Annotated in this window: 19 protein-coding genes and 1 riboswitch; of the genes, 11 read left to right on the forward strand and 8 right to left on the reverse strand. The window is 58.3% G+C overall.

What is annotated here, in order from left to right; genetic code table 11:
• Position 1: 1 nt before the first annotated feature.
• Together arnB and CWM57_RS19010 are read right to left on the reverse strand one after the other, a co-directional pair.
• A complete protein-coding gene (arnB, locus tag CWM57_RS19005; RefSeq protein ID WP_061153055.1) occupies positions 2–1,141 on the reverse strand; it encodes a UDP-4-amino-4-deoxy-L-arabinose aminotransferase in 1,140 nt (379 codons plus the stop codon).
• Positions 1,142–1,536: 395 nt separating this feature from the next.
• Positions 1,537–2,043: a phenolic acid decarboxylase gene (locus tag CWM57_RS19010; RefSeq protein WP_012540376.1), complete on the reverse strand. Its 507-nt coding sequence runs from the start codon at positions 2,041–2,043 to the stop codon at positions 1,537–1,539.
• Positions 2,044–2,140: 97 nt separating this feature from the next.
• On the opposite strand from CWM57_RS19010, the gene CWM57_RS19015 reads away from it, so the two are divergent.
• From CWM57_RS19015 to nikR, 7 genes are all read left to right on the forward strand, one after another.
• Positions 2,141–3,001: a LysR family transcriptional regulator gene (locus tag CWM57_RS19015; protein ID WP_061153054.1), complete on the forward strand. Its 861-nt coding sequence runs from the start codon at positions 2,141–2,143 to the stop codon at positions 2,999–3,001.
• A gap of 139 nt (positions 3,002–3,140) precedes the next feature.
• Positions 3,141–4,709 (forward strand): nickel ABC transporter substrate-binding protein, encoded by a 1,569-nt coding sequence (gene nikA, locus CWM57_RS19020; RefSeq protein ID WP_100631016.1) that lies wholly within the window; start codon positions 3,141–3,143, stop codon positions 4,707–4,709.
• Positions 4,709–5,653, forward strand: a complete 945-nt coding sequence (nikB, locus tag CWM57_RS19025; protein WP_061153052.1) for a nickel ABC transporter permease subunit NikB — start codon at positions 4,709–4,711, stop codon at positions 5,651–5,653. Before nikA ends, nikB begins: the two co-directional genes overlap by 1 nt.
• Positions 5,650–6,483, forward strand: coding sequence for a nickel ABC transporter permease subunit NikC (gene nikC, locus CWM57_RS19030; RefSeq protein WP_074387016.1), 834 nt, complete (start codon positions 5,650–5,652; stop codon positions 6,481–6,483). Before nikB ends, nikC begins: the two co-directional genes overlap by 4 nt.
• Entirely contained in the window at positions 6,483–7,247 is a 765-nt protein-coding gene (locus tag CWM57_RS19035) for a nickel import ATP-binding protein NikD (protein WP_100631015.1), read from the forward strand. Before nikC ends, CWM57_RS19035 begins: the two co-directional genes overlap by 1 nt.
• Positions 7,244–8,035 carry a nickel import ATP-binding protein NikE gene (nikE, locus tag CWM57_RS19040; protein WP_100631014.1) on the forward strand — a complete coding sequence of 264 codons (792 nt, stop codon included), beginning with the start codon at positions 7,244–7,246 and terminating at the stop codon, positions 8,033–8,035. The genes CWM57_RS19035 and nikE overlap by 4 nt, the downstream gene beginning before the upstream one ends.
• On the forward strand, positions 8,023–8,424 hold the full coding sequence (nikR, locus tag CWM57_RS19045; RefSeq protein ID WP_048330886.1) for a nickel-responsive transcriptional regulator NikR: 402 nt from the start codon (positions 8,023–8,025) through the stop codon (positions 8,422–8,424). The genes nikE and nikR overlap by 13 nt, the downstream gene beginning before the upstream one ends.
• A gap of 27 nt (positions 8,425–8,451) precedes the next feature.
• Here the strand turns inward: nikR and CWM57_RS19050 are convergent, their stop codons facing one another.
• A complete protein-coding gene (locus CWM57_RS19050; RefSeq protein WP_022066422.1) occupies positions 8,452–8,811 on the reverse strand; it encodes a type II toxin-antitoxin system HicB family antitoxin in 360 nt (119 codons plus the stop codon).
• Positions 8,808–9,083: a type II toxin-antitoxin system HicA family toxin gene (locus CWM57_RS19055; RefSeq protein WP_074387014.1), complete on the reverse strand. Its 276-nt coding sequence runs from the start codon at positions 9,081–9,083 to the stop codon at positions 8,808–8,810. The genes CWM57_RS19050 and CWM57_RS19055 overlap by 4 nt, the downstream gene beginning before the upstream one ends.
• Before the next feature lie 158 nt (positions 9,084–9,241).
• Positions 9,242–9,423: riboswitch (M-box (ykoK) riboswitch) on the forward strand.
• Between the two features lie 56 nt (positions 9,424–9,479).
• Here CWM57_RS19055 and CWM57_RS19060 point away from each other — a divergent pair.
• A complete protein-coding gene (locus CWM57_RS19060; protein WP_022066424.1) occupies positions 9,480–10,493 on the forward strand; it encodes a magnesium transporter in 1,014 nt (337 codons plus the stop codon).
• A 39-nt stretch (positions 10,494–10,532) separates the two neighbouring features.
• On the opposite strand, the gene CWM57_RS19065 is transcribed toward CWM57_RS19060, so the two are convergent.
• A complete protein-coding gene (locus tag CWM57_RS19065; RefSeq protein ID WP_074387012.1) occupies positions 10,533–11,726 on the reverse strand; it encodes an NAD(P)/FAD-dependent oxidoreductase in 1,194 nt (397 codons plus the stop codon).
• Positions 11,727–11,956: 230 nt separating this feature from the next.
• Between CWM57_RS19065 and pitA the strand changes: the two genes are divergently transcribed.
• Positions 11,957–13,453 carry an inorganic phosphate transporter PitA gene (pitA, locus tag CWM57_RS19070; RefSeq protein WP_061153045.1) on the forward strand — a complete coding sequence of 499 codons (1,497 nt, stop codon included), beginning with the start codon at positions 11,957–11,959 and terminating at the stop codon, positions 13,451–13,453.
• A 59-nt stretch (positions 13,454–13,512) separates the two neighbouring features.
• Here the strand turns inward: pitA and uspB are convergent, their stop codons facing one another.
• Entirely contained in the window at positions 13,513–13,848 is a 336-nt protein-coding gene (gene uspB / locus CWM57_RS19075) for a universal stress protein UspB (RefSeq protein ID WP_002921203.1), read from the reverse strand.
• Between the two features lie 382 nt (positions 13,849–14,230).
• On the opposite strand from uspB, the gene uspA reads away from it, so the two are divergent.
• Together uspA and dtpB are read left to right on the forward strand one after the other, a co-directional pair.
• Positions 14,231–14,668 (forward strand): universal stress protein UspA, encoded by a 438-nt coding sequence (uspA, locus tag CWM57_RS19080; RefSeq protein ID WP_004145166.1) that lies wholly within the window; start codon positions 14,231–14,233, stop codon positions 14,666–14,668.
• A gap of 255 nt (positions 14,669–14,923) precedes the next feature.
• On the forward strand, positions 14,924–16,396 hold the full coding sequence (gene dtpB, locus CWM57_RS19085) for a dipeptide/tripeptide permease DtpB (protein ID WP_100676310.1): 1,473 nt from the start codon (positions 14,924–14,926) through the stop codon (positions 16,394–16,396).
• Positions 16,397–16,541: 145 nt separating this feature from the next.
• Here dtpB and rsmJ read toward each other — a convergent pair whose 3' ends face one another.
• Entirely contained in the window at positions 16,542–17,294 is a 753-nt protein-coding gene (gene rsmJ, locus CWM57_RS19090; protein ID WP_100676311.1) for a 16S rRNA (guanine(1516)-N(2))-methyltransferase RsmJ, read from the reverse strand.
• A 7-nt stretch (positions 17,295–17,301) separates the two neighbouring features.
• Positions 17,302–19,344 (reverse strand): oligopeptidase A, encoded by a 2,043-nt coding sequence (gene prlC, locus CWM57_RS19095; RefSeq protein ID WP_032733902.1) that lies wholly within the window; start codon positions 19,342–19,344, stop codon positions 17,302–17,304.
• Positions 19,345–19,415: the final 71 nt, after the last annotated feature.

The following is a 19,415-nucleotide window of genomic DNA, read 5'->3' on the forward strand; positions in this document are numbered from 1 at the left end:
ATCAACGTCCTGACAGCTGGCGCAGTGCGGAAATAACGCGAGTGACATCGTCATCGGTCATGTCCGGGAACAACGGGAGAGAACAGATGCGGGCGCTGTTCCATTCGGTATTCGGCAGGGAAACCTCAGGGAAGCGCTCGCGGTAATATTTTTGCGTATGAGCCGCACGGAAATGCAGACCCGTACCGATACCCATCGCCTTCAGTTTTTCCATCAGCGCGTCGCGGCTGATGCCGCATGCGGCCTCATCGACACGGATGATAAACAAGTGCCAGGCGTGCTGGTGATCCCATGCCGGGACGGTCAGCGGTTTAAACGGCGTGTCCGCCAGCTCGCGCAGGTAGCGCTGGGCAATCTCCGTCCGGCGCTGATTGGCGTGGCTCAGTTTTTCCAGCTGGACCAGCGCCAGAGCGGCGTTGATATCGGCAAGGTTGTACTTAAAGCCCGGGGTGATCACCTCCGCCTGCGGCGCGCGGCCGTGGGTCTGACGATCATAAGCGTCCACGCCCAGACCATGGAATTTCAGACTGCGGATGCGGGAAGCCAGCTCGTCGTCGTCGGTGACAATCAGCCCGCCTTCGGCGCAGGTCATGTTTTTGATCGCGTGGAACGAGAAAATGGCGGTCCCCTGCCAGCCAATGTGGCGGCCTTTATAATGGGTGCCCGCCGCATGGGCGGCATCTTCGATCACCGGAACGCCATGGCGCTCGCCCACCGCGCGAATGGCGTCGATGTCGGCTGGCGCGCCCGCATAGTGCACAGGAATTATCGCTTTGGTACGCGAGGTGATCGCCGCTTCCACAGCCTGCGGGGTAATCATCAGATTGTCGTTATCGACATCGATCATCACCGGCGTGGCGCCCAGCAGGCAGATCATATTGAGAGTAGAGACCCAGGTCTGGGAAGGGGTAATGACTTCATCGCCGGGGCCAATACCCAGCGCCATCAGGGTCACATGCATCCCGCCGGTCGCTGAACTGACGGCAATCGCGTGGCGGTTGCCGGTCAGCTGGCAGAATGCCGCTTCGAGTGCCTGATTCTTCGGTCCGGTGGTGATCCAGCCCGACGCTAAAACTTCACGCAGCGCAGCCAGCTCTGCGTCGCCCATCGACGGGCGCGAAAACGGCAAAAAATCGCTCATCATCATCCTGTTCTGTAGATGACCCACGCACAAATCAGGGTCGTTAGAATAAAATATCCTGCGCCTGCGGACTTAAACGAAATTAAAATGAAGTGAGTTCAGCGCGGCATTCCATTTCAGGGTATTTCGACCACTATTAATGTAGTCGACCTTGCTTAGGATAATATTAAGAAATTAATATTTTCCCAACACAAGTAATAACTCATTATTAAACAGTATGATAGGATTTTTTTATGGCAGGGGTATGACAGAAAAGCGTTCCTGTTAGCGGGGACAAACAGGAACGCAATAGCAGAAAGTAAACGGAGATTAAACCAATACACAATACTTTAATTAGCGATCGTCACGCTTAATGACAAAAAGTTAGCGCAGATCACAAATTTATTTCTGCTGAATTACAAATTTGCAGGGAAATCAGCTGGCAATTCACTTGCCGGGCAATTAATGACCTCGTCATTATCGGCACCACAGTCGCGAATGAAGGTGATGGTGGCGAACTCGTCAATCACTTCCGTCGGGTAGGCCGGGCCGGCATCACGGTACGAATTCATCAGCGGAATATGGTCGTTCTGGAAGCAGACGGTTTTTTCCGGGTTATTCATGATCCAGCGCGGGAAGAAAATGGTGCCGTGGAACAGTTTGTCGCCCAGGTTGACGATCAGGCTGACGTCGGTGCCGGTCGGTTCGGTCCAGGAGATTTTGTAGATACTTTCCCCCACCCGCACAATGTACGCTTCCTGATCTTTCACCCAACGATTGCCGACGATGCCGCTGTGAATACGGTAGTCGAGGGTGTGGCCATTTTTGACGTAAATCTCGTAGTTCCAGCCGTTGTCGTAGGTGTAGACCAGATGTTTACCGATAAAGCCGCTGAGGTCATGTTTGTCGAAAGTGCTCATCATTTATTCTCCTCTGTTTCGTTGAGGACAGCATACGTCTTTAAAAAATGAATGAATAACGCTATGTTTGGATTAAATATATCCAAATTTTAGATTGATTATGCACAAGACAACCCTGGAGCAGTGGGCGTTACTCGAAAAGGTAGTGGAATTGGGGAGCTTTGCCAGAGCGGCGGAGGAGACCAACCGCAGTCAGTCTTCGGTGAGCTATAATCTCGCGCTGCTGCAGGAGCGCTTAGGTGTGGCGCTACTGGCGCCGTCCGGCCGGCGGGCGGTACTCACCCCCGCGGGTGAACTACTGCTGAATCAGGTCAAACCGCTCCTGCAGGCCTTTGCCTACGTCGAGACGCACGCCGCCACTCTGCGCAACGGGGCGCGCACTCGTCTGGATCTGGTGGTCGACAGCATTTTCCCTCGCCAGCGACTGTTCGCCATTCTGCGCCAGTTTCAGCAGCGCTATCCGCAGACCCAGGTCAGACTCACCGAAGTGCTGGAAAACCTTGATGACGAGCGCGCGGCGCGGACGGAAGCCGATGTGATGGTGCTGACCCGCCGCCAGGATATTACCGGCCGCGGAGAGTGGCTGATGAATATTGATTTCATTGCCGTCGCCCACCGCGACCACCCTCTTGCCGCGCTCGATGGGCCGCTGGAGGATAGCGCGCTGGCGCCGTGGCCGCTGGTGCGCATTGCCGATCAGACCGGCGATGGCCAGGCGACGCGTGACGCCTGGACCTTCTCCACCATTGACGCCGCCATTGATGCGGTGATGTATCAGGTCGGGTTCGGCTGGCTGCCGGAGGAGCGCATTCGTTCCCATCTCGACCAGGGCGTGCTGAAGCGGCTGCCCCTCAGCCACGGCGCGCGCCGCGCGACGCCGCTGCATCTGATCGTCAAGCGGGACCTGGCGCCGATCGACGAACAGGTGGCCACGCTGCTGGGCTTATTCCGGGCGCCCTGAGAGGCGCAGGCGGCGTTTACCGCCTGCGCGTAATGATACGATTTTCTTATACTTTCCGGCGCAATATTGATCCAGGTTACTCCCAAAGTATGATGAATCACTAAAATCGTCATACTTTCCTGTCGCTGAGATCGCTGTCTTGTCTATTATCCGCCTCACCCTGCTGGCGCTGGTCGCCTGCGTCCCTCTGCTGGCTCAGGCCACGCCGCACCAGTTCACCACCGCCTGGCCGGTTAACGTCGGTCCGCTGAATCCGCATCTCTATACGCCCAACCAGATGTTTGCCCAAAGCATGGTCTATGAACCGCTGGTGAAGTATCAGGCTGACGGCAGCGTACAGCCCTGGCTGGCGACCCGTTGGCGTCACGCCGCCGATGGCAAAACCTGGTGGTTCACCCTGCGCGACGATGTGACGTTCTCCAATGGCGAACCGTTTAACGCCCAGGCCGCGGCGGCCAATTTCCAGGCGGTGCTGGCCAACCGCCAACGCCATGCCTGGCTTGAGCTCGCCAACCAGATCACCGACGTGCGGGCGCTCAGCGCCACTGAGTTGCAGATCACCCTGAAAAGCGCCTACGCGCCTTTACTCCAAGAGCTGGCCCTGCCCCGTCCGTTCCGCTTTATCGCCCCCTCGCAGTTTATCGATGGCGGCACTGCCAGGGGCATAAAAGCCCCGATCGGCACCGGACCGTGGCGGCTGGCAAGCTCGCAGCTCAATCAGCGCGATGTGCTGGTACGCAATGAGCGCTACTGGGGTAGCAAACCGGCACTGCAGCAAATCACCATCAAGGTGATCCCCGATGCCACCAGCCGGGCGGTGGCGTTCGAAACCGGGGAAATCGACATGCTGTACGGTGACGAAGGGCTGCTGCCGCTGGATACCTTCGAACGCTTTCGTCATCACCCCGGCTACGTGGCTCGTCTGTCCGCCCCGGTGGAAACGGTGATGCTGGCGCTGAACGCCAGCCAGGGCCCGACCCGCGAGCAGGCGGTTCGCGAGGCGCTCAACTACGCCGTCGATAAACAGACCCTCGTCGATAGCGTGTTGTATGGCACCCAGCAGGTTGCCGACACTCTGTTTGCCCCCTCGGTCCCCTACGCGCCGCAGGATCTGACGCCGCGCCGTTACGACCCGGCAAAAGCCCGCGCCCTGCTGGAGCAGGCTGGCTGGCAGCAGCCGGATGGCCAGCCCTGGCGACAAAAAGCCGGGCAACCGCTGGCGATTGAGCTGGCGTTTATCGGCACCGACGCGCTGGCCAAATCGATGGCCGAAATTATTCAGGCCAATCTGCGGCAGGTTGGCGTCCAGGTCACCCTGGTGGGTGAGGAGGAGAGCAGCATCTACGCGCGCCAGCGCGAAGGCCGCTTCGGCATGATCTTCAATCGCACCTGGGGCGCGCCCTACGATCCGCATGCCTTTTTAAGCTCGATGCGCGTGCCGTCGCATGCGGATTACCAGGCCCAGCGAGGGCTGCCGGATAAGGCGCTGATTGATAAAGAGATTAGCGAGGTGCTGACCACAGGGGACGAAGCACAGCGGAGAAAACTGTACCACGATGTGCTGACCCGCCTGCATCAGGACGCGGTGTATCTGCCCATCAGCTATGTCTCGCTGATGTCGGTTGCGCACCAGGAGGTCGGGGAGATCCCGTTCGCCCCGGTGACCACCGAGATCCCTTTCGATCAGATTAACCCGGTAACGCCATAATGCTACGCTATATTTTACGCCGCCTGCTGCTGCTGATCCCGCTGCTGCTCGCCGCCTCCGCCATCATCTTTCTGCTGCTTCGGCTCGGCACCGGCGACCCAGCGCTGGATTATTTACGCCTGTCGAACCTGCCGCCCACTGAAGAGATGGTTGCCTCGACCCGCGAGCTGCTGGGGCTCAACCAGCCGCTCGCTATGCAATATCTGCACTGGCTGTGGCGGGCGCTGCACCTGGATTTCGGTCTCTCCTATGCCACCCAGCGTCCGGTCCTGGATGACCTGCTGCACTTCCTGCCTGCCACCCTGCTGCTCACCGGCGCGGCGCTGGCGCTGATCCTCGTCACTTCCCTGCCGCTGGGCATCTGGGCGGCGCGCCATCGCGATCGCCTGCCGGACTATGTCGTACGGTTGATTGCTTTTCTCGGCGTCTCAATGCCGAACTTCTGGCTGGCCTTTCTGCTGGTGATGCTCTTTTCCGTGCATCTGCAGTGGCTCCCGGCGATGGGGTATGGCGACTGGCAGCACCTGATATTGCCCGCCGTCTCCATCGCCTTTATGTCGTTGGCGATCAACGCCCGCCTGCTGCGCGCCAGCATGCTGGACGCTTCCAGCCAGCGTCACGTGATGTGGGCGCGCCTGCGCGGATTAAGCGATCGCCAGGTGGAACGGCGGCATATCCTGCGCAACGCCACCTTGCCGGTGGTGACCGCCATGGGCATGCACATTGGCGAGCTGATCGGCGGCACCATGATTATCGAAAATATCTTTGCCTGGCCCGGTGTTGGCCGCTACGCGGTTTCCGCCATTTTCAATCGCGATTACCCGGTGATCCAGTGCTTTACCCTGATGATGGTGACGGTGTTCGTGCTGGCCAATCTGGCGGTGGATGTGCTTAACGCGGCGCTCGACCCGCGCCTGCGCCGCCACGAGGAGGTGAGCGCATGAGATGGCTACGAAGTTTTCGCTGGCCGGTAAAACTGGCCATGCTGGTTATCGCGCTGTTGGCAGTCATCGCTATCGGCAGCGGCTGGTGGCTGCCCTGGGATCCAGCGGCGATTGACCTTCAGCAGCGGCTGCTGCCGCCGGGTGAAGCGCACTGGCTTGGCACCGATCATCTCGGCCGGGATATTTTCTCACGCCTGCTGGCCGCCACCCGCGTTTCGCTGGGGGCGGTGATGGCTTGTCTGCTGCTGGTGCTGCTGATCGGTCTGGCGGTCGGCGGCAGCGCCGGGCTGCTGGGCGGCCGTGCCGACCGCGGCCTGATGCGCCTCGCCGAACTGTTTATGACCTTTCCGACCTCGATCCTGTCTTTCTTTATGGTGGGGGTGCTGGGTACCGGGTTGACCAACGTGATCCTCGCCATTGCGCTGTCGCACTGGGCCTGGTATGCCAGAATGGTGCGTAACCTGGTGGTTTCCCTGCGCCAGCGCGAATTTATCCTCGCCGCCCGACTGAGCGGCGCCAGCCAGTGGCGGCTGTTCAGCGACCATCTGGCCGGGGCGGTGATCCCCTCGCTGCTGGTGCTCGCCTCGCTGGATATCGGCCATATGATGCTTCACGTGGCCGGCATGTCGTTCCTCGGTCTCGGCGTCAGCGCGCCGACGGCGGAATGGGGGGTAATGATCAACGACGCCCGACAGTATATCTGGACCCAGCCGCTGCAAATGGTCTGGCCGGGGCTGGCGCTGTTCATCAGCGTGATGGCTTTTAACCTGCTGGGCGACGCGCTGCGCGATCGTCTCGATCCCCACCTGATCGCGGAGCATAGCCACTGATGCCGCAGAAGATCCAACTGGAACAGATCTCGCTTGCCGCCGACCGACCGCTGGTCAGCGACGTTTCCTTCACCCTACGCCGCGGGCAGGTGCTGGCGCTGCTCGGCAGCAGTGGCTGCGGAAAATCGCTGACCTGCGCCGCCGCGCTGGGCATGTTGCCGCCCGGCGTCAGGCAAACCGCCGGACGCGTGCTGCTCGACGGCATTCCGGTGCACGGCGAACAGCTGCGCGGCACAACTATTGCCACCATCATGCAAAACCCACGCAGCGCCTTTAATCCACTGCAGACCATGGCCGCGCACGCCCGGGAAACCTGCCGGGCAGCGGGTCGCGAAGCGAATGACGCCGTGCTGCTGGCAGCGATGGAAGAAGTGGGTCTGGACAACCCGCGGGCGTTGCTGAAGCGCTACCCCTTTGAGATGAGCGGCGGCATGCTGCAGCGGATGATGGTCGCTCTCGCCCTGCTCAGCCGCGCGCCCTTTATCATCGCCGACGAGCCGACGACCGATCTCGATGCCATCGCCCAGGCGCGCATCCTCGATCTGCTGGCGGATATCGTCGCCAGACGCGGTCTGGGGCTGCTGCTGGTGACGCATGACATGGGCGTCGTAGCGCGGCTGGCGCATCACGTGACGGTCATGGAGAACGGTCGCCTCGTTGAACACTGCGATGTGAATACGCTATTCAGCGCCCCGCGGCACCCGCTCAGCCAGCGCCTGCTGGCCGCGCATCTGGCGCTGTACGGGCTGGAGAAAACACCATGAATTTACTCAGCGCTACCGGGGTGAGTCACGATTACCCCCACCACGGCAGGGTCCTGCACGAGATCCAACTCGCCATCGCCCCCGGCGAAACGGTGGCCCTGCTCGGACGCAGCGGCTGTGGGAAAAGCACCCTGGCGCGGATGCTGGTGGGTCTGGAAACACCGCAGCACGGCGATATTGCCTGGCGCGGCACGCCGCTGCCCGCCCTGAAGGGCGAGGCCATCGGTGCCTTCCGTCGTGACATTCAGCTGGTGTTTCAGGATGCCTTTAGCGCGGTGAATCCGCGCAAAACGGTGCGCGAGATCGTCAGCGAGCCGCTACGCCATCTGTTACGCTTGTCGCGTGAGGCGCGTGCGCGGCGGGTGGAAGAGATGCTGCTGGCCGTCGACCTCGCGCCGTCGCTGCTCGATAAGCGCCCGGCGCAGCTCAGCGGCGGACAACTGCAGCGCGTCTGCCTGGCACGCGCCCTGGCGGTGCGGCCGCAGCTGTTGATCCTGGATGAAGCGGTTTCGAATCTTGATCTGCTGCTGCAGGCGGAAATTATCGCCCTGCTGAAGCGCCTGCAGGCGCAGTTTGACACCGCCTGCCTGTTTATCACCCACGACCTGCGGCTGGTCGAGCGCTTTTGCCAGCGAGTGCTGGTGATGGAGCACGGGCGCATCGTCGAAACCGCGACGGTCAGCTTACCGCTGCGCCTGCACTCCCCTGCCGGACAGGCGCTCCAGCAAGCGGTGCTCCCCCCTTTTCCTGCCACTCTGCTAAACGAGGCCATGCCATGCAGCGCGTAACCCTGACCCTTGATGATGACCTGCTGGCCGCCCTCGATGCGCTCAGCGCCCGCCGTGGCTACCACAATCGCTCGGAGGCGGTACGCGATATTCTGCGCGACGCCCTCAACCAGGATCCTGCGTCGCCGGAATCACGGCGCGGATATGCCGTCCTGTCGTATGTGTATGAACATGAGAAACGCGAACTGGCGAGCCGGCTGGTGGCCACCCAGCATCATCATCACGATCTCTCCGTCGCCACGCTGCATGTACATATCAGTCATGACGACTGCCTGGAGATTGCGGTGCTGAAAGGAGACATGGCCGAAGTACAGCATTTTGCCGACGACGTGATTGCCCAGCGCGGCGTGCGCCATGGGCATTTGCAGTGTTTAGCGGATGAAAATTAAAACGATGGCGAGCTGCTGCAGACTGTTTTAAGCCTGTTTGAGACGTTCATTGAGCGTCTCGAGGATCCAGGTATTTACGGAAACCTGTTCCTCCGCAGCGGCGGAGCTAAGACGCTCACCAAATGACTCAGGATAGCGCAGCGTGAAGGTTTTCAGCTTTTCCGGGTGAGCATAAGGCTCAATCCCCGCTTCATGACAATCTGCGAGATATTCCTGTAATGATATCTCGCCCTCCTGTTGTAACCCTTGAATGCTATCGGAAACAAAATCGCAATATCCTGATAATCCCAGGAACTTACCACGGAATGCATTGAGCTCAGGCACGTAATTGATAACGGCAGGCTGGCCGGCAATCTCCATTGAGTTTGGCGTTTTAGGTTTGATCATGGTTTTACCCCTATAGTGATTAACCAATCGCGCACGCTCTCCACGGCGCCTTTGTCGGTATCCGGCGAAGGGTGAGGCCTGTGAAAGCTGGCAATGCTGTGGTTCAACAAAAATTTACAGCGCGAGCCGCGTCCTTCTTTAATCTCCCCGCCCAACGCTTTAATTAGCGATTCAATGTCGGCCCATTTAATGCCCTGTGGGACAGGGATTTTAAACAGTTGCTCCAGCGTGTGGCGCTGTTTATTACGTAAAGATAAAACCTGCTGGTCCATCGCCCTGCCCCATGATTTCATCCATTGAAGTCAAGCTAATGATAGCACAAGATGAAGTCAAGCCGTATCCTGATGAACTTTGTTTATCAACAGTTGATAAACCACATAAACTATACGCTTTGTTAATTATCCCTCTTCGCCAATAATGGCGCCTCATTTAACGATCTCGTTATGGCGAGGCTCCTGCATAAATACAAGTTACCGCCCTGTTGGTATCGAGAGAGACCACTCAGGGAAATACAGGCTTCCATCGAATCAAGGTGTTGCCAAGGTAACTTCTGGCGGTCATGACCGTTCAGATACGTTATGCAGTGCTAAAACCAGGACGTAGGGATCTGCCTGCGCTAACCCTGTCTTGTTCGCCCCTATGAGTGATTTTTTATAGGGATTTTAATCATGTCTTCCATTCAACTCTGCGCCGCCCATCAGGCAACCTCTGGCTTCGACGGCGATGCGATCGCCCAGTACATGCGTACCGATTTTATTACGCTGCAGGAACATCTCAGCGTCCATGAGGCGCGCGAACACTTTATCTCCCAGCTGGACAGCGATGATATTCCCGGCCAGGTGTTTGTCGTTGCCGGCAGGAAACTGCGCGGCAGCCTGTCGGTCAAAAAGCTCCTGCAGGAAGGGGATGTCGGGCAGTCTATCCGCTACCTGATGGACAGCTGCCTGTTTCGCGTCAAACCTGACGACGAGCGCCCGCAGGTGATTGCCGAGCTCAGCGAGCGCGGCCTCGACCTGGTACCGGTCGTCGATAAAGGCGAGCTGGTCGGCTGCCTGATGGAAAAGGAGATCGCCCATCTGCTGGAGGATGACGTCACCGAAGACGCCCAGTTGCAGGGGGCGACGCTGCCGCTGGAAAAACCGTACCTCGAGATCAGCCCCTGGACGCTGTGGAAGAAGCGCTCGGTGTGGCTGCTGCTGCTGTTCGTGGCCGAAGCCTACACCAGCAGCGTGCTACAGCATTTCGAAGAGGCGCTGGAATCGGCCATCGCGCTGGCCTTCTTTATACCACTCTTGATCGGCACCGGCGGCAACAGCGGAACGCAAATCACCTCGACGCTGGTGCGCTCGATGGCGCTGGGGGAAGTGCGGCTGCGCGATATGGGGCGTGTGATCCGCAAAGAGGTGTCGACCTCGTTTCTGATTGCCCTGACCCTGGGGCTGGCGGGCTGCCTGCGCGCCTGGATGATGGGGATAGGCATGGAAATCACGCTGATCGTCAGCCTGACGCTGGTTTGCATTACCCTGTGGAGCGCGATTGTCTCGTCGATCATTCCGATGGTGCTTAAGCGGATCGGCATCGACCCGGCGGTGGTTTCCGCGCCGTTTATCGCCACGCTGATTGATGGCACCGGGCTGATTATCTATTTCAAAATCGCCCAGTATTTTCTTGGGTTGAACTGATCAAGTAGGCCCGGGCGCCAGAGTGCCCGGGCACGTTAATTAGGCTTCCACCAGCGCCTGCGCGCAGGCCCAGGCGCTTGACCACGCCCACTGGAAGTTATACCCCCCGAGCCAGCCGGTGACGTCCATCACTTCGCCGATAAAGTAGAGACCCGGCGCCTTACGCGCCTCCATGGTACGTGATGAGAGTTCGTTAGTGTCGACGCCGCCGAGCGTCACTTCCGCCGTCCGATAGCCTTCGGTGCCGTTCGGCTGCACGCGCCAGGCGGTTAACGTCTCCACCAGCGACTGCTGATCGCGAACGTTCAGTTGCTTCAGTGTCACATCAGGTATCTGCCCAAGCTGCTGTAAACATTCGACCAGCCGCTTCGGCAGCTGCATCGCCAGGGTGTTCTTCAGACTTTGGTTGGGATGCGCGCTGCGCTGCTCGTTCAGGAATTCGTCAAGATGACAGTCCGGCAGCAGATTGACGGTGACGAACTCGCCGGGCTGCCAGTAGCTGGAAATCTGCAGCACCGCCGGCCCGGAAAGGCCGCGATGGGTAAACAGCAGATTTTCGCGGAACAGGGTGCCATCCTCGGCGGTAATGGTAGAAGGCACTGAGACGCCGGAGAGCACCTGCAGCTGCTCGAGCAGCGGCTTATGCAGGGTAAACGGCACCAGCCCGGCGCGGGTCGGCAGCACCTTCAGGCCGAACTGCTCGGCCACCTTGTAGCCAAACGGCGAGGCGCCGAGCCCCGGCATCGACAGACCGCCGGAGGCAATCACCAGCTTTTTGGTCATCAGCGTTTCGCCGTTCACCTGTAGCCGGTAGCCTTGTTCATCTCGCTCGACGCTGAGGATTTCGCTGCGCAGGCGGATCTGCACGTCGCCCTTTTCGCATTCCGCGAGCAGCAGATTGACGATCTGCTCCGCCGAATCATCGCAAAACAGCTGGCCGAGGGTCTTCTCATGCCAGGCGATGCCATATTTGCCGACCAGCTCGATAAAATCCCACTGGGTATAGCGCGCCAGCGCAGATTTGCAAAAATGCGGGTTTTGGCTCAAATAGGCCGCCGGCTCAACATACATGTTGGTAAAGTTGCAGCGGCCGCCGCCGGACATCAGAATTTTTCGTCCCGGCTTTTTGCCATTATCGAGCAGCAGGACGCGGCAGCCCAACTGCCCTGCCTGCGCTGCACAAAACATTCCCGCCGCACCGGCGCCGATCACAATGGCATCAAACCTTTCCACTCAACTTTCCTCATTCCCCAATTGTCGGGAATTGTAAATATTTCACTCTGGTCGCACCAGCACGATAAAAACAGCATTCAGTTACGTCTTTGAAAGATATAGGATTACTCTCAACCGGGTAGAAACCAGACAGGAAGAAAATCAAAAAAAGTCTATATTTCACTTTGCCCGCGCCGCTAAAGTCACTGATAATGCGCCGCGTTCATGTCCTCAAAATGGCGTAACGTCCTATGCTACATTTATTTGCCGGTCTGGATTTACATACCGGACTATTATTATTGCTTGCTTTAGCTTTTGTACTGTTTTACGAAGCGATTAACGGTTTCCATGATACCGCAAACGCGGTGGCTACGGTTATCTACACTCGCGCAATGCGGTCGCAGCTCGCTGTGGCGATGGCGGCGCTCTTCAACTTTTTCGGCGTTCTGCTGGGCGGTCTCAGCGTAGCCTATGCCATTGTGCATATGCTGCCGACCGATCTGCTGCTTAACATGGGTTCCGCGCATGGCCTCGCCATGGTGTTCTCAATGCTGCTGGCGGCGATCATCTGGAACCTCGGCACCTGGTATTTCGGCCTCCCGGCCTCCAGTTCTCACACTCTGATTGGCGCCATCATCGGTATTGGTTTAACCAATGCGCTGATGACCGGTACTTCAGTGGTTGATGCGCTGAATATCCCGAAAGTGATTGGTATTTTTGCTTCGCTTATCATCTCGCCGATCGTCGGTCTGGTGATTGCGGGCGGCCTGATTTTCATTCTCCGTCGCTACTGGAGCGGTACCAAGAAACGCGCGCGTATTCACCTGACCCCCGCAGAGCGTGAAAAGAAAGACGGTAAGAAAAAACCGCCGTTCTGGACCCGTATCGCCCTGATCCTGTCCGCTATCGGCGTGTCGTTCTCCCACGGCGCCAACGATGGGCAGAAAGGCATTGGTCTGGTGATGCTGGTGCTGATTGGCGTCGCCCCGGCGGGCTTCGTGGTGAATATGAACGCCTCCGGTTACGAAATCACCCGTACCCGCGATGCGGTCAACAACGTCGAAACCTTCTTCCAGCAGCGCCCTGACCTGCTGAAGAAAGCCACCGGCGTTGACCAGTTGGTTCCGTCTCCGGATACCAATACCGCGGCCAACGGTGAGTTTCATTGCCATCCAGCAAATACCATCAACGCGCTTGACCGCGTGAAGACTATGCTGACCGGCGTTGAAACCTACGATTCACTGTCACCGGATCAGCGCGGTCAGCTGCGTCGCATTATGCTCTGCATCTCCGATACCACCGATAAAGTGGCGAAGCTGCCGGACGTCAGCAATGACGACCAGCGTCTGCTGAAGAAACTGAAAACCGATATGCTGAGCACCATTGAGTACGCGCCAATCTGGATTATTATGGCGGTCGCGCTGGCGTTAGGTATCGGCACCATGATCGGCTGGCGCCGCGTGGCGACCACTATCGGTGAGAAAATTGGTAAGAAGGGCATGACCTACGCACAAGGTATGTCGGCTCAGATGACCGCGGCGGTTTCTATCGGCCTGGCGAGCTACACCGGGATGCCGGTTTCCACCACCCACGTGCTGTCCTCCTCAGTGGCGGGGACAATGCTGGTGGATGGCGGTGGTCTGCAGAAAAAGACCGTAACCAGCATCCTGATGGCCTGGGTGTTGACCCTTCCGGCAGCGATTATCCTTTCAGGCGTCCTTTACTGGCTCTCCCTGAAACTGATTTAAACGTCATTCGATCAAAACGGGTCAGCTTGCTGGCCCGTTTTTTTATCCCGAAGATGTCGTTAGTGCCAGATCATCAGCGCAATCAGGCTCACCACCACCAGACCGCACAGCGCGCTGGTCAGGATAAACTGACGACGGACACGTTCGCAGCGACGAATAAATTCATCATCGTGATGGTCACGGTAACGCTGGGCATAGATATACCAGACCAGCCGCATCTGTTTGCTGGGCTGCCCATGCGAGGTAAAAAAACCACCGCCATCAACATACTGATAGAGCAAGGGATCGCAACCACGTAGCACCACTAATAATGCACGCAACGATGAGAAGTAGCGTGCCATATTCACCACACAAACGACACACAGGGCCCAAAACAGCGCAATAGTGCTGATCATACCTCCTCCCCGGCGACCCGCCCACGGAGAAATCCTCCGCGGCTACCGCTCCCCAAATAACCCACGACGATACCGTAAAGAGTGCGATTCCGATCACATTTATTTTTCCGACCGGCTCATTAAATAGTGTAGGAGATCCATTAATTTTTTTACCACAAGGTTATTCGTTATCAATACGTAAGACGGATAAATTTGTTTAACTTTTAGGTGAACCCAGTGCATTGACGGAGTGCGGGGGGCGCTATAAGGTAGGAAATATCTTCTACAATGAAGTCCTTAAAGGCTACCCTCCCGCGAATGTAGCACGCAGGACGCGGGCGAAACGGCAGCGCCAGCTGCCAGGTCCAATGGTCATCGACAAACTTATGGAAGGAGTAACACTATGGCTTACAAACATATTCTTATTGCAGTAGACCTGTCCCCGGAGAGTAAAGTACTGGTTGAAAAAGCCGTTTCTATGGCCCGCCCGTATAACGCGAAAGTGTCCCTGATCCACGTGGATGTGAATTACTCCGACCTCTACACCGGGCTGATTGACGTTAACCTCGGCGACATGCAAAAACGCATCTCCGAAGAGACCCATCACGCGCTGACCGAGCTCTCGACCAACGCGGGCTACCCGATCACCGAGACCCTGAGCGGCAGCGGCGACCTGGGTCAGGTGCTGGTCGATGCGATCAAAAAATATGATATGGATCTGGTGGTCTGCGGCCACCATCAGGACTTCTGGAGCAAGCTGATGTCCTCTGCCCGCCAGTTGATCAACACCGTCCATGTCGACATGCTGATCGTTCCGCTGCGCGACGAAGAAGACGAATAACCTTCGCTTTTTCCACACCCAAGACGCCCGCCGATGCGGGCGTTTTTTATTTCAGCCCTCCGCCGCCCACAACAGAGCTTCAATCCATAAACAAGCCATTCAATTAGTGTGATCAACCAGTTATTCGCCAAAACATCTATATAATAATCTATTCATTAAGCCAATAACCGCAGCATGGCGAGTTATCAGACATTTTCAGCGCGTTCTGGCATACGCGTTCATACTTTTTGGGAAAGTAAAACAAGGCGAAGGAATATGAATACAACTGCACCTACGGGCTTGCTGCAGCAACCTCGTCCGTTCTTCATGATCTTCTTTGTGGAGCTCTGGGAACGTTTTGGCTATTACGGCGTTCAGGGGATCCTGGCGGTCTTCTTTGTCAAACAGCTGGGCTTCTCTCAGGAACAGGCCTTTATCACCTTCGGCGCCTTCGCGGCGCTGGTTTACGGGCTGATCTCCATCGGCGGCTACGTGGGCGACCATCTGCTGGGGACCAAACGCACGATGGTGCTCGGCGCGATTGTGCTGGCGATCGGCTACTTTATGACCGGGATGTCGCTGCTGAAACCGCAGCTGATCTTTATCGCCCTCGGCACCATCGCCGTCGGCAACGGCTTGTTTAAAGCCAACCCGGCGAGCCTGTTGTCAAAATGCTATCCACCGAAGGACGCCCGTCTCGACGGGGCATTCACCCTGTTTTATATGTCGATAAACATCGGTTCACTGCTGTCGCTCTCGCTGGCGCCGGTGATCGCGGAAAAGTTTGGCTATGCCGTGACCTACAACCTGTGCGGCGCGGGACTGATTATCGCGCTGCTGGTCTACGTCGCCTGCCGCGGGATGGTGAAAGATATCGGCTCCGAGCCGGATCACCGTCCCCTCAGCCTGCGCAATCTGGCGCTGGTGCTGGCCGGTACCGTAGTGATGATTTTTCTCTGCGCCTGGCTGATGCATAACGTGATGGTCGCCAACCTGGTGCTGATTGTCCTGTCGGTCGTGGTCATTGCGTTCTTTTTCCGCGAAGCGTTTCGCCTCGATAAAACCGGGCGCAACAAAATGTTCGTCGCCTTTATCCTGATGATCGAGGCGGTGTTGTTCTACATTCTGTATGCCCAGATGCCGACCTCGCTGAACTTCTTCGCCATCAACAACGTCCATCATGAGATCCTGGGCTTTACCATCAACCCGGTCAGCTTCCAGGCGCTCAATCCCTTCTGGGTGGTGGTTGCCAGTCCGGTGCTGGCAGCGATCTACACCCATCTCGGTCACAAAGGCAAAGACCTGACCATGCCGGTGAAATTTACCCTCGGGATGTTGCTCTGCGCGCTGGGCTTCCTGACCGCCGCGGCCGCCGGGATGTGGTTCGCCGACGCTGAGGGATTAACCTCGCCGTGGTTTATTGTGCTGGTCTATCTGTTCCAGAGCCTGGGCGAACTGCTGATCAGCGCCCTGGGGCTGGCGATGGTTGCCGCACTGGTGCCGCAGCATCTGATGGGCTTTATTCTGGGGATGTGGTTTCTGACCCAGGCCGCCGCGTTCCTGCTGGGCGGCTATGTGGCGACCTTTACCGCGGTGCCGGAAAACATCACCGACCCGCTGCAGACGCTGCCGGTCTATACCGATGTGTTCAGTAAAATTGGCCTCGTGACGCTGGCGGTCACGGTGGTGATGGCGCTGATGGTGCCGTGGTTGAACCGGATGATTAATACCCCGGCTGGCGCCGAGTAACCGCTTAGGATGGCCGATCCGCACTGGCGCCGTTTGTTCAGATATTGCGGTTCCCGGCTTGCGCTACGCTGAGCCGGGCTACGATTCGGTAGCCTGGATAAGGCGCATTGCGCCGCTATCCGGGAGATACCACCACGGCGTAATATTACTCCGGCGTACCGGTGTAAATATCAAACCGATGCCCTTTGGTCACTACCGCGTTCGGCGTGGCGACCTCCGCCAGCGGCGGCGCATAATCCGGGCGCTTTACCACCACCCGTTTGGTCGCCAGCTGGCGCGCCGGGGCCAGCAGGCCATCGGCGTCTAAATCAGGCCCCACCAGCGACTGAAAGACGCGCATCTCTTTTTTTACCAGCGCGCTTTTCTGCTTATGCGGGAACATTGGATCGAGATACACCACCTGCGGACGCGGGGTAATATCGGTCAGCGCCGTCAGGCTGGAGGCGTGGATCAGATGTAGCCGCTCCTGCAGCCAGCCGCCAATTTCCGCATCGGCATAGCCGCGCGCCAGGCCATCGTCGAGCAGCGCGGCGACCACCGGATTACGCTCCAGCATTCGCACGCGGCAGCCGACCGACGCCAGCACGAAGGCATCGCGTCCCAGCCCGGCGGTGGCGTCGACGACATCCGGCAGGTAATCACCTTTAATACCCACCGCTTTGGCGACCGCTTCACCGCGGCCGCCGCCAAACTTGCGCCGGTGGGCCATCGCCCCGCCGACAAAGTCGACGAAGATGCCGCCAAGTTTGGGCTCATCGCGTTTACGCAGCTCCAGATGCTCCGTCGTCAGCACCAGCGCCATCAGGTTATCGTCATCCTGCTCCAGCCCCCAGCGGGCGGCTAAAACAGATAAGGCGCCGTCTCCGGCGCCTGTTTCATCAATTAAGCAGATCTTCACCGCAGACTTAACCCTTGATCCCGTAGTGCTCCAACATCGCGTCCAGCTGCGGCTCACGCCCGCGGAAGCGTTTGAACAGCACCATCGGCTCTTCGGAACCGCCACGGCTCAGGATATTGTCGAGGAACGACTGACCGGTTTCGCGGTTGAAAATCCCCTCTTCTTCGAAGCGTGAGAAGGCGTCCGCCGCCAGCACGTCGGCCCACAGGTAGCTGTAGTAGCCCGCCGCGTAGCCGCCCGCGAAGATGTGGCTGAAGGCGTGCGGGAAGCGGCCCCAGGTTGGGCCCGGCACCACAGCGACCTGCTTTTTAATCTCGGCCAGGGTCTCAAGAATTTTCGCCCCCTGCTCCGGCTTGTACTCCGCGTGCAGGCGGAAATCGAACAGGCCGAACTCCAGCTGGCGCAGAATAAACATCGCCGCCTGGTAGTTTTTCGCCGCCAGCATTTTCTCCAGCAGTTCCTGCGGCAGCGGTTCACCGGTTTCATAATGGCCTGAGATGAACGCCAGCGCTTCCGGCTCCCAGCACCAGTTTTCCATAAACTGGCTCGGCAGCTCGACGGCATCCCATGGCACCCCGCTGATACCGGAAACGCCGGCGGTATCAATGCGGGTCAGCATGTGGTGCAGACCATGGCCAAACTCGTGGAACAGGGTGATCACTTCATCGTGGGTGAACAGCGCCGGTTTGCCGTTGACCGGGCGGTTGAAGTTACAGGTCAGGTAGGCGACCGGCTTCTGCAGGGAACCATCCAGTTTACGCATCTGGCCGACGCAATCGTCCATCCACGCCCCGCCGCGTTTATGTTCACGAGCATACAGGTCAAGATAGAAGCTGCCGCGCAGCTCGTTATTTTCGTCATACAGCTCGAAGAAACGCACTTCCGGATGCCACACATCGACATCGGTACGCTCTTTGGCAGTAATGCCGTAAATGCGCTTCACCACTTCGAACAGGCCGTTAACGGCTTTGTTTTCCGGGAAATAGGGGCGCAGCTGCTCATCGCTGATGCTGTAGAGATGTTGTTTCTGTTTTTCGCTGTAGTAGGCAATGTCCCACGGCTGCAGCTCATCGACGCCGAACTCGGCTTTGGCGAAGGCGCGCAGCTGGGCCAGCTCTTTTTCGCCCTGCGGACGGGCGCGTTTGGCCAGGTCGGTGAGGAAGTCGAGCACCTGCTGGGGATCCTCCGCCATTTTGGTGGCGAGGGATTTAAACGCATAGCTGTCAAAGCCCAGCAGTTGCGCCAGCTCGTGGCGCAGGGCGAGGATCTCCGCCATCACCGGGCTGTTATCCCATTTACCGGCGTTCGGGCCCTGATCGGAGGCACGCGTGGAGTAAGCACGGTACATCTCTTCGCGCAGCGCCTGGTTGTCGCAGTAGGTCATCACCGGCAGGTAGCTCGGGATATCCAGGGTCAGCAGATACCCTTCCTGCTCTTTCGCCTGGGCCTGAGCCTGAGCGGCGGCCAGCGCGCTTTCCGGCATACCGGCCAGATCGGCGACGTCGGTCACCAGCTTGTTCCAGCCCATGGTGGCGTCGAGGACGTTGTTGCTGTACTGGTTGCCCAGCTCAGAGAGGCGCGCGGCGATTTCACCGTAGCGTTTTTGCGCCTCCGGCGGCAGGCCAATACCGGATAATTCAAAATCGCGCAGCGCGTTGTCGACCGCTTTTTTCTGCGCGGTATTCAGCGTGGCGTAGTTATCGCCATCGCGCAGGTCGCGGTAGGCTTTATACAGGCCTTCGTGCTGGCCGACCCAGGTGCTGTACTCGGAGAGCAGCGGCAGGGTCTGTTCGTAAGCTTCACGCAGTTCCGGGCTGTTTTTTACCGAATTCAGATGGCTGACTGGCGAGAAGATGCGTCCCAGCACATCGTCCACTTCCGCCAGCGGCTGGCAAAGATTTTCCCAGCTATACGGCGCGCCGTGCGCCACCGCGCTTTCCACCGCGGCCCGGCAATCATCCAGCGCTTTGGTGACCGCAGGGACCACGTGTTCCGGTTTGATCGCAGAAAAAGGCGGCAGGGAAAAAGGCGTCAGTAATGGATTGGTCATATGCGCTGTCCTGTTGAAAAGGGTGAATGAAGCGCGCGTCCGGCGCTTATGCATGAGATCTAGAATGGGGG

This window comes from Klebsiella sp. G-Nf4 (genome assembly GCF_002810615.1).
In the GTDB taxonomy this organism is placed as follows: Bacteria; Pseudomonadota; Gammaproteobacteria; order Enterobacterales; family Enterobacteriaceae; genus Klebsiella; species Klebsiella variicola.

Excerpts from the sequence above, each read along its gene's own strand:
- dtpB (WP_100676310.1), top strand. The coding sequence starts at position 14,924 with ATGAATACAACTGCACCTACGGGCTTGCTGCAGCAACCTCGTCCGTTC.
- nikC (WP_074387016.1), top strand. The coding sequence starts at position 5,650 with ATGAGATGGCTACGAAGTTTTCGCTGGCCGGTAAAACTGGCCATGCTG.
- CWM57_RS19010 (WP_012540376.1), bottom strand. The coding sequence starts at position 2,043 with ATGATGAGCACTTTCGACAAACATGACCTCAGCGGCTTTATCGGTAAA.
- CWM57_RS19050 (WP_022066422.1), bottom strand. The coding sequence starts at position 8,811 with ATGATCAAACCTAAAACGCCAAACTCAATGGAGATTGCCGGCCAGCCT.
- CWM57_RS19035 (WP_100631015.1), top strand. The coding sequence starts at position 6,483 with ATGCCGCAGAAGATCCAACTGGAACAGATCTCGCTTGCCGCCGACCGA.
- CWM57_RS19055 (WP_074387014.1), bottom strand. The coding sequence starts at position 9,083 with ATGGACCAGCAGGTTTTATCTTTACGTAATAAACAGCGCCACACGCTG.
- pitA (WP_061153045.1), top strand. The coding sequence starts at position 11,957 with ATGCTACATTTATTTGCCGGTCTGGATTTACATACCGGACTATTATTA.
- nikR (WP_048330886.1), top strand. The coding sequence starts at position 8,023 with ATGCAGCGCGTAACCCTGACCCTTGATGATGACCTGCTGGCCGCCCTC.
- nikB (WP_061153052.1), top strand. The coding sequence starts at position 4,709 with ATGCTACGCTATATTTTACGCCGCCTGCTGCTGCTGATCCCGCTGCTG.
- uspA (WP_004145166.1), top strand. The coding sequence starts at position 14,231 with ATGGCTTACAAACATATTCTTATTGCAGTAGACCTGTCCCCGGAGAGT.
- nikE (WP_100631014.1), top strand. The coding sequence starts at position 7,244 with ATGAATTTACTCAGCGCTACCGGGGTGAGTCACGATTACCCCCACCAC.
- CWM57_RS19060 (WP_022066424.1), top strand. The coding sequence starts at position 9,480 with ATGTCTTCCATTCAACTCTGCGCCGCCCATCAGGCAACCTCTGGCTTC.
- uspB (WP_002921203.1), bottom strand. The coding sequence starts at position 13,848 with ATGATCAGCACTATTGCGCTGTTTTGGGCCCTGTGTGTCGTTTGTGTG.
- arnB (WP_061153055.1), bottom strand. The coding sequence starts at position 1,141 with ATGAGCGATTTTTTGCCGTTTTCGCGCCCGTCGATGGGCGACGCAGAG.
- prlC (WP_032733902.1), bottom strand. The coding sequence starts at position 19,344 with ATGACCAATCCATTACTGACGCCTTTTTCCCTGCCGCCTTTTTCTGCG.
- CWM57_RS19015 (WP_061153054.1), top strand. The coding sequence starts at position 2,141 with ATGCACAAGACAACCCTGGAGCAGTGGGCGTTACTCGAAAAGGTAGTG.